Raw genomic sequence first — 8,420 nt, 5'->3', positions numbered from 1 at the left:
TGTTTTTGCGTTAAATTTTAGTTTTGCGGGGCGGCGAGATGTAGGCATTCGTTTTTATGTTTCGTCGGTTGGCGAAGTCGAAACTAAATTTTTAACAAGTCGCTACGTCTTGCGAATCCAAAACATCTTACGATAAATTTTACTTAAAAAAAGCTCGCAAATTTGGCGCGCAAATTTTAAACGGTAAATTTGAAAACTCGTAGTCTGTAAAAATATTTAAATAGCTTCGGAAGAAATTAAAGAGAATTTCTTGTCTTCGAGGCGATAAACTTCGTCGCATCTTTGCGCAAGTTCGTTGTCGTGAGTAACCAAAACCAGTGCCGCATCGTTTGCTTTTATGTAGTTAAACAGCGTTTGCATCACCTCGTTTGCTGTCTGTTTGTCTAAATTTCCCGTAGGCTCGTCGGCAAATATCACGCGCGGTTTTTTACAAAGCACCCTAGCGATTGAGACGCGCTGCTGCTGGCCGCCGCTTAGCTCGCCTACTTTTTGATTCATTACGCCGTCTATTTTTAAATTTGACAAAATTTCATCGTCGATCTTTTGTGCGGATAAAACGGAGGCCAGCTCGATATTTTCGTGCGCGCTAAAGCCTTTAAAAAGATAATGCGCCTGAAAAATGATACCGAAATCAAATCTGCGGATACGCAAGAGCTCGTTTGCTGATAGATCGTAAAGCGACTTGCCGCCGTAGATAACTTCGCCGTTTTTGGGTCGCAAAAGAGTGGAAAGTATGTGGAGTATGGTTGATTTGCCGCAGCCGCTGACGCCCGTTATAGCGCAACTGCCGCCGGCATTGACGCTTAAATTTACATTCTCAAAGAGCGTATAATCATACGCAAAGCCTAGATTTACGCCCTTTAAGATTTCCATTAATTTAGCCTATTTGAGCCGCAACCTCGGCTGCAAAGTCTTCGTTTTTCTTCTCTAAACCTTCGCCAAGCTCAAAGCGAACGTATTTTACTACTTCGATCTTGCCACCTAGCTCTTTGCCTTTTTCTTCAACGACTTGCTCGATAGTTTTTTTATCGTCCATTACGTAAAACTGTCCAAGCAGCGTAAGGCGCTGATCTAAAACGGTGTTGTCGGCATAAAATCTCTCGATCTTGCCAGGTATGATCTTATCCCAAATTTTCTCAGGCTTACCCTCGGCTTTTAGTTCTTCTTCGATCGCTTTCGTAGCCTTAGCAAGCTCGGCATCGCCTATTTGGCAGCGGCTAGCATACTCAGGGATGTGGTGAAGCGGCTTGCCAAGGCGTTTTAGCTCTTCGTTGTCTTTTTCGAGCTCAGCACGAAGCGCGATAAATTCTTTCTCGACAAAATCTTTATCAAGGTCTTTATAGCTTATTACGCTTGGTTTCATAGCAGCTGCATGCATGCATAAATTTCTTGCAAATTCAGCTGCTTTGTTAGCGATTTCTGCACTTTCGCAAGCTAGGCCGATAAGCACGCCTACGCGGCCGTTTGAGTGCACATAGCCGTTTACTACGCCTTTGTCGTCCGCTTTTATAGTCTCAAAGCGGCGAACGACCAAATTTTCGCCGATAGTAGCGATCTGGGTTTTAAAATAATCCTCAAATTTAACGCCGTTGATAACGCTTGCGTTTAGGCTCTCGACGTCTTTTATCAAATTCGTTTGGATGTGCGCCGTAGTGTCTTTTGTCAAATTTTGAAACTGAGCGTTTTTAGCGACGAAGTCAGTCTCAGAGTTTATCTCGCTGATAGTTGCGGTTTTGCAGTGATCGCAAACAACAACACTCACAAGACCCTCGCTAGCTAGGCGGTCAGCTTTTTTAGCAGCTTGACCTAGACCTTTTTCGCGCAATATATCGACGGCTTTTTCCATATCGCCGTTAGCTTCAGCTAGCGCCTTTTTGCAGTCCATCATTCCGGCTCCGGTTGATTCGCGGAGCTCTTTTACCATTTGTGCGCTGATTTCCATTATTCTTCGTCCTCGCTGAAGTCCTCGGAGAAGTCTTCGTTAACGGCCTCGTTTACGACTGCGTCTTTTTCAGCTTGACTTACGACCTCTTTGCCTTCTTCTTGCTCGCCGCCGTCTTTTTCAAGCTGAGAGCGTCCCTCGATGATAGCCTCAGCCATCTCTTGGCAGAAAAGCTGAACTGAGCGGATCGCGTCGTCGTTGCCGGGGATCGGGAAGTCGATAACGTCAGGATCGCAGTTTGTATCGATCGGAGCTACGACAGGGATTTTTAGGCGATTAGCCTCTTGAACGGCGATTTTTTCTTTTACGGTGTCGATGACGAAAATCATATCAGGCACGGTTTTTAGGTTTCTGATACCGCCTAGAGACGCTAGAAGCTTCTCTTTTTTGCGGCGAAGCATCAAAGCCTCTTTTTTAGTTAGTAAATTTATCGAACCATCTTCTTCCATAGTCTCGATAACTTCTAGTTTGCGGATAGACTGGCGGATAGTACCGAAGTTCGTCATCATGCCGCCTAGCCAACGGTGATTTACGTACGGCATGCCGCATTTTTCGGCATACTCTTTTAGAGTTGCACCGGCTTGCTTTTTAGTACCTACGAAAAGTATAGTTTTACCCTCTGCAGCCGCGTCGCGAACGACGTTATAAGTGTAGCGGAAGTAGCGGATAGTTTTTTGTAGATCTATGATATAGATACCTTTTCTCTCGCCGAAAATGAATTTTTTCATCTTCGGATTCCATCTGCGCGTTTGGTGTCCGAAATGAACGCCGCACTCTAGCAAATCTCTCATTGTTACCATGAGTTTTCTCCTTGTGGGTTGCCCCGAAATTTAGGTTTCTCCTCCACACCCATTAACATTTGCTTTTGACAAACGCAACCAAATTTTAGGACTGGTGTGTGCGAATTGAAGGTTGGATTATATTTAAAAATAACTGAATTAAAGCTAAATTTAATATAATCCAAACCTCGGCGCGGTTAAATTTTGCGCCGTAAAGGCTAGATGCTCGCAAGCGGCGCGAGCAAGATTATACGTCAAATTTAAACTCGCCAAATTTTAAGGAAGCGGCGAATTTGTTTCAAATTTCACTCAAAAAATCCCTTTTTCACGAGCTTGCCCTCTTTCACGCAAAACTCCCCTTTCGCGATCACGCTATCTAAATTTAGAGCTTCGTCAAATACCGCAAAATCAGCGTCAAAGCCAGCTTTTATCTCGCCCTTGCCGTTTAAATTTAGATATTTTGCGACGTTTTTGCCCATCATGCTTAGCGCTTGCGGGATAGTTAGGATTTTATTTTTGACACAGGCCTGCAAGACCTCTAAATTCGTCTCGCACGAAGCGCAGCCGTAGCCGACCAATGCGCCGTTATCGTCAAATCTAGGCACGCTGCCGTTGCCGTCCGAGCTCATCGTTAGGCGCTCTAAATTTAGCCCGTTAGCAAGCCCGTACGCGATAGCTTCGTGAAGCGGCATAAACTGGCTTCCGCCGCTCGTGATGTCGATATAGCCGCCCATTTTTTGAAATTTGATCGCTTCATCAAAAAGCTCCTTTGTCCGCGCGCAATGCGTCGGCGAAAAGTAATTAACCGGGAACGAATAATCCTTGATCACGCTAAAAATCAGGTCAAATTTATCCGCGAGCCCGCCCATATGCATGTGCAGCACGCCGCCTTTTTTCGAGATCATTCCGCCGATGCGGATCTGCGTTAGGGTTTTGATGAGCTCCTGAGAGGTCGGGTAGCTGCCGCGGTTGTCGCTCATTGCGATCTTACAGCCGATAACCTTGTCGATGAGCACCAGATCGCGCGTGACGGAGCCCGTAAATGTAACGCTAGGCAGCGCGTAAGAGCCGGTGTGGATGAAGGTCGAGATGCCCTCGTATTCGAGCGCTTTGGCTTTTGAGTAGAGGTTTTCCAGGCTCCTAGTGCACCCATCCGTACCCAGCGTCCCCACGACCGTCGTCGTGCCGTAGCGGATGATTTGCGATAGCGTTATTTCGGGCGTTCGCGAGTGATAGCCCGCCTCGCCGCCGCCGCCCGTGATGTGCACGTGCTGATCGATGAGCCCCGGCGCTAAAATTTTACCCGCTAGGTCGTAAATCTCAAGACCTTCAACTCGAAAATCAAGCCCATTAGAAACGGCTAAAATTTTACCTCCGCCTACTAAAACGTCGCTCCTGCCGACATGCTCGGGCGCGTATAGGTCGGCATTTTTAAGTAACAGCATATTTTCTCCTTTGCTTTGGATTTTTGAATGCAAATTTACGTTTTTGGCTTATTTTGACTACGATATCACGCCGTCATTTTACATCAAATTTGATAAAAACAGGATATTTCGGTTTTGGGCGGAGAAACGGTAGTTTGAGTGATACTTGGTTTTATTTTTGTAGATTTAGCAGGTAGTCAAATTTAGCCGACTATCCGCTTAGCTGTACGCTCTCTTCTATCTTCATTAGTCCCGTAAATACGCGCTCTACGGCCTCTTTTTGCTCGTCCGAGATTTCGATCTTTTTCTCACTTAAAAGCAAATTTACGAGCTGCTCGTTTTGCAGCGTCTGGACGTCAAATTTTCTCGCATTTGCGGCGATTTTTGCCGCGAGAGGATTTTTTGATTTAAAATTTTCGTATGGCATTTTTCTCGATTTTTAGTGGATTTTTAGGGTTATTATAAAAAATTTGCAGTAAATTTCGGCTCAAATTTAAACTCGGCGCGCACTTTGCAAGACGCAAAACACGCGACCGAGTTAAATTTAAGGCTCTAGCCTGGCTTAACGCTTTAAGATTTTAGCGTTTTCGCAGCCGACCTCTAGCCCCATCTTGCACGCTTTTTCGTAAAATTTAACCGCGGCTTTGACGTCCGCACTTACGCCCATGCCGCGCTCGCTCATGTAGCCCGCCTCGTTGCAGCCTTTAGCTAGCCCAAGCTCGCATGAGTTTTTATAGAGCTCGTACGCCCGAGCTTCGTTTTTTGCTATGCCGGCACCCGTCTGGTACGCATACGCTAGCGCGTAGCAGCCCAGCTTATCGCCCATTTTGCAAGCTCGCTCGTAAAATTTAGCCGCCGCCCCAGGCTGCTTTGCTGCGACCTTGCCGCTAGCGATCATCGCGCCTATATCGTAGCAGGCACGCGCATGTCCGCCTTCGCACGCTAGATTAAAGAGTCTCGCCGCCTCGCTAAAATCCGAGACTCGGTACATCGCTAGCGCGTCTTCAAACTGCTTGTTTGCCAAATTTGCAGGCGCGCTCGCAGGGACGCTTGCCATCTCGTTTGAGGATCTCGTTTGTGCTGCCAAAAGCGCACTCGCCGCAAAAATCAAACAAAGTAAAATTTTTCTCATACTGACTCCTTTTTATGAGGTTTCGATTTAAATTTTAGCCCTTTTTAATAAACATAAATGAAATTTTAACTAAACTTGCCCAGCCTCACTCTCGTCGGCGCCCAAATTTAGAGCCCACGGCTATTTTGACAAGATTTTATTCATCGCAAAGCCGCAAAATCGTCCCGTGACGCCCTCTCTGCGATATGAAAATAGCTCCCTCGTCTCAAACGTACAGCGCGGATCAAACTCCGCTCGCTCAACGCCAAGCGCGGCAAATTCGTCCCGCAAGGCTGCCTCCATGTCAAATTTGCCGCCATTTTTATAGCGGTTAAACTCGGCCATATCTAGCTCGCCCACCTCGTAGTTTCGCGCTTTGATATTTGCGCCCACGAATACGCGCAGATCGCCAGCCTCGCAGCCAAACTCGCTCGCCATCAAATTTACCGCATTCGTACAAATTTTACCCGTTACGCCCGCTCTGCCCGCATGTACGGCGGCAACCACGCCGCGCCTCTCGTCCGCGATCAAAACGGGCGAACAGTCGGCAACCAAAACGCAAAGCACTACGCCTCTAAGCGCGGTTATCACGCCGTCGCAAGGCTGTAGCTCATCATCAAGATTTCGCAAAATTTCCACGCGATTTGAGTGAATTTGATGCATAAATTTTAGATTGTCGGGTGCGATGCCGATTTGCTCGGCTAAAATTTCTCGATTTTTAGCGACGTTTGCGGGCAAGTCGCCGACGTGATCACCCAAATTTAAACCCTCGTACGCGCCCTCGCTTACTCCGCCAAAACGCGTCGTAAAGCCGAGTTTTAGGAGCTCGCTCTCAAAAACTATGTCTAAAATTTCCCGCTTCATTTTCGTCAAATTTAACCCGCCAAACCTAATAAAGGCTCGCGATATGCTGCGACTCGTCCCAGCTAATCTCGCTTTTGCCGCCGTTTTGGGCACCGTGGCTAAACTCCAGCTGCCTAGCCACGTAGCGCGCGAGCAGATCGCTTTCCACGTTTACGCGGCGTCCTGACTCAAACTCGCCGAACAAACTCTCGCGAAACGTGATCGGGATGATCGTTAGGCGCACGCCTGTGGGCAAAACTTCGTTGATCGTGAGGCTCACGCCCTCGACCGCGATGCTACCTTTGTTTGCCATCAGCGGCATAACGCTAGAGGGCAAATTTATATAAAAATCAACCCCGTTTTCGCGCCGCTCTATGCGCGCTACCTCGCCGATAGCGTCTACGTGGCCTTGCAGCAGATGCCCATCCACGCGGTCTGCTAGCCGCATGGCAGGCTCTATGTGCACGCGTCCGCGCAAATTTTCCGTCACGATGTGCGCCCTAGTCTCGGCGCTAAGCTCCACGCTAAAGCCGTCTGCGTGCAGCTGCGTCACGCTAAGACAAGCGCCGTTTACCGCGACGCTATCGCCTAAATTTGGGCGGTATGCGGCTTTTAGTCGCAGGGTATTTTGCGAATAGCTCGCAACCTGCGCGATCTCTCTAATCAGTCCGTTAAACATTTTTCGTCCTTAAATTTTGAGCTATTTTATAAAATTTAGCCTCAGAACGGGCTAAATTTGACGCCCAAATTTTACCGCTCGCTTTTTAGCGCGGCGTAAATATGCAAAACCCGCAGAGCAATCGCCCAAAGCTTGATCAAAATTTAATACACTTTAAAAATATTTAAGATAAAATAATCGCCGACTAATAATCATAAGAAACGATAAACTTGAAAAAATCACGACTAGGTCTACTCGAGACCGATATTTTAGACGTTTTGGATCAAAACGAACTTGCTAAATTTAACCACGAGCTTCTGGCTAAAGGCGCCACGATCTACGCAGAATCAATCAAAGTAGTAATATTTAAAAGCGGCTCGGGCAAGCTCTCGTTTTTCGAGGACGGCGAGGAGTTTATCGTCTATCACCTCCAAAAAGACAACATCTCGATCGTGGACGACGTGTGCGTGCTGGAGATCCTGGAGGATAGCGAGGTCTACTCGATCGACGCGGGCGATATGGGCGAGCTACTAAAAAACGAGAGATTTGCCAAAGCATACGCCGATACACTCGTAAATATCTCCTTGCTGCAGCGTCAAATCATAAAATCGATACTTTTTGAAAGCGCAAAGGGGCGCATCGCAAACTTCCTCGTCGAGCTCGCCGCCGAGCAGAATTTGACGCAAAACGGCTACCACTACGTCTTTTTACCGTTTTCGCTAAAGGTGCTTTCAAGCTTCGTCGGACTCAAGCGCCAAAGCGCAAGCACGGCCTTTAACGAACTAATCAAAGACGACATCATCAGACGCATAACGCCGCATGAATTTTTGATAGTGGATTATGAAAAGCTACAAAGCTATACGAACTAAAATTTAAATTCACGCACCAAAAACCTTACGACAAAAACGCCAAATTTGAGTTTTTAAATTTAATGTAGTTAAATTTGTAAATTTAGTAAGCTATGTAATAAATATTCAAGACAGAATAGGCGTAGTTTAGCTTTAAAATTTTAACCCGTAAGGGAGCGGACTCGTCGTCCGTAACCGAAACGGGTTTAAAATTTTAAAGTTTAAAATCCGTTCATTTATGGGGAATTATTTCTTTTTCATATCAAATTTATTCGCCATAAATCCAACTAATCCCACAAAGAAAAGTCCGCCGCAGATATTGCCTAGCGTAACCGGAACTAGGTTTTTAACGATGAAATTTCCCCAGTTTAGCACATCTAGCTTATCAGCCGTAGTGTGGAGCAACGCTGCTGCCGCATTTACGTCGCCGCCGCTTGCTGCTATGTAGTGAGCTTTTGAGATGATGGCTTCGGTGATGATGAACATATTTGCCACGCAGTGCTCCATCGAGCATGCGACAAACGCGCCTATCATCCACATGATGGCAAAAAATTTGCCCGCAAGGTTGCTCTCGCTGGTCGCAGTCCAGATAGACATACAAACAAACACGTTACAAAAGATACCGCGGATAAATAGCTCGTGAAACGGCGCCGTGATCTTGCCGATACCGGCCGGTACGAAGTGCTGCAAGATGTAGCCGTCGTATTTTAGTGGCAAACCAGAGTAGTAGTACATATAAGCGATCAATGCGCCACCAACGAAGTTAAATATCCAAACAATTACCCAGTAGCCTATGGTTTTGCCAAATGGTAATT

Annotated in this window: 10 protein-coding genes; 1 reads left to right on the top strand and 9 read right to left on the bottom strand. The window is 46.7% G+C overall.

Translation table 11 applies throughout. From position 1 onward, the window contains the following. Positions 1 to 216 precede the first annotated feature (216 nt). The 8 genes from Q0200_RS07935 to Q0200_RS07900 form a co-directional block, all read right to left on the bottom strand. Entirely contained in the window at positions 217 to 873 is a 657-nt protein-coding gene (locus Q0200_RS07935) for an ABC transporter ATP-binding protein (RefSeq protein ID WP_297940001.1), read from the bottom strand. Between the two features lie 4 nt (positions 874 to 877). Next, positions 878 to 1,942 carry a translation elongation factor Ts gene (gene tsf / locus Q0200_RS07930; protein ID WP_297940000.1) on the bottom strand — a complete coding sequence of 355 codons (1,065 nt, stop codon included), beginning with the start codon at positions 1,940 to 1,942 and terminating at the stop codon, positions 878 to 880. Next, on the bottom strand, positions 1,942 to 2,742 hold the full coding sequence (gene rpsB / locus Q0200_RS07925) for a 30S ribosomal protein S2 (protein ID WP_297939999.1): 801 nt from the start codon (positions 2,740 to 2,742) through the stop codon (positions 1,942 to 1,944). Before rpsB ends, tsf begins: the two co-directional genes overlap by 1 nt. 284 nt (positions 2,743 to 3,026) lie before the next feature. Continuing rightward, on the bottom strand, positions 3,027 to 4,166 hold the full coding sequence (iadA, locus tag Q0200_RS07920; RefSeq protein ID WP_297939998.1) for a beta-aspartyl-peptidase: 1,140 nt from the start codon (positions 4,164 to 4,166) through the stop codon (positions 3,027 to 3,029). A 190-nt stretch (positions 4,167 to 4,356) separates the two neighbouring features. Next, positions 4,357 to 4,572, bottom strand: coding sequence for an acetyltransferase (locus tag Q0200_RS07915; protein WP_297939997.1), 216 nt, complete (start codon positions 4,570 to 4,572; stop codon positions 4,357 to 4,359). A gap of 135 nt (positions 4,573 to 4,707) precedes the next feature. Further along, entirely contained in the window at positions 4,708 to 5,277 is a 570-nt protein-coding gene (locus Q0200_RS07910; protein WP_297939996.1) for a tetratricopeptide repeat protein, read from the bottom strand. Between the two features lie 120 nt (positions 5,278 to 5,397). Further along, positions 5,398 to 6,120 (bottom strand): polyphenol oxidase family protein, encoded by a 723-nt coding sequence (locus Q0200_RS07905; RefSeq protein WP_297940002.1) that lies wholly within the window; start codon positions 6,118 to 6,120, stop codon positions 5,398 to 5,400. 25 nt (positions 6,121 to 6,145) lie between these two features. Then, on the bottom strand, positions 6,146 to 6,778 hold the full coding sequence (locus Q0200_RS07900; protein ID WP_297939995.1) for a riboflavin synthase: 633 nt from the start codon (positions 6,776 to 6,778) through the stop codon (positions 6,146 to 6,148). 209 nt (positions 6,779 to 6,987) lie between these two features. Here Q0200_RS07900 and Q0200_RS07895 point away from each other — a divergent pair, with 209 nt between their 5' ends. Beyond that, positions 6,988 to 7,626 (top strand): Crp/Fnr family transcriptional regulator, encoded by a 639-nt coding sequence (locus Q0200_RS07895; RefSeq protein WP_297939994.1) that lies wholly within the window; start codon positions 6,988 to 6,990, stop codon positions 7,624 to 7,626. Between the two features lie 225 nt (positions 7,627 to 7,851). Here Q0200_RS07895 and Q0200_RS07890 read toward each other — a convergent pair. Next, positions 7,852 to 8,420: formate/nitrite transporter family protein (locus Q0200_RS07890; protein WP_297939993.1), on the bottom strand; the 569-nt coding region annotated here is incomplete at its 5' end.

It is taken from the genome of uncultured Campylobacter sp., from assembly GCF_938045225.1.
In the GTDB taxonomy this organism is placed as follows: domain Bacteria; phylum Campylobacterota; class Campylobacteria; order Campylobacterales; family Campylobacteraceae; genus Campylobacter_A.
The sequence above is the reverse complement of the archived record's forward strand: the minus strand, read 5'-3'. Positions and strand labels throughout refer to the sequence as shown.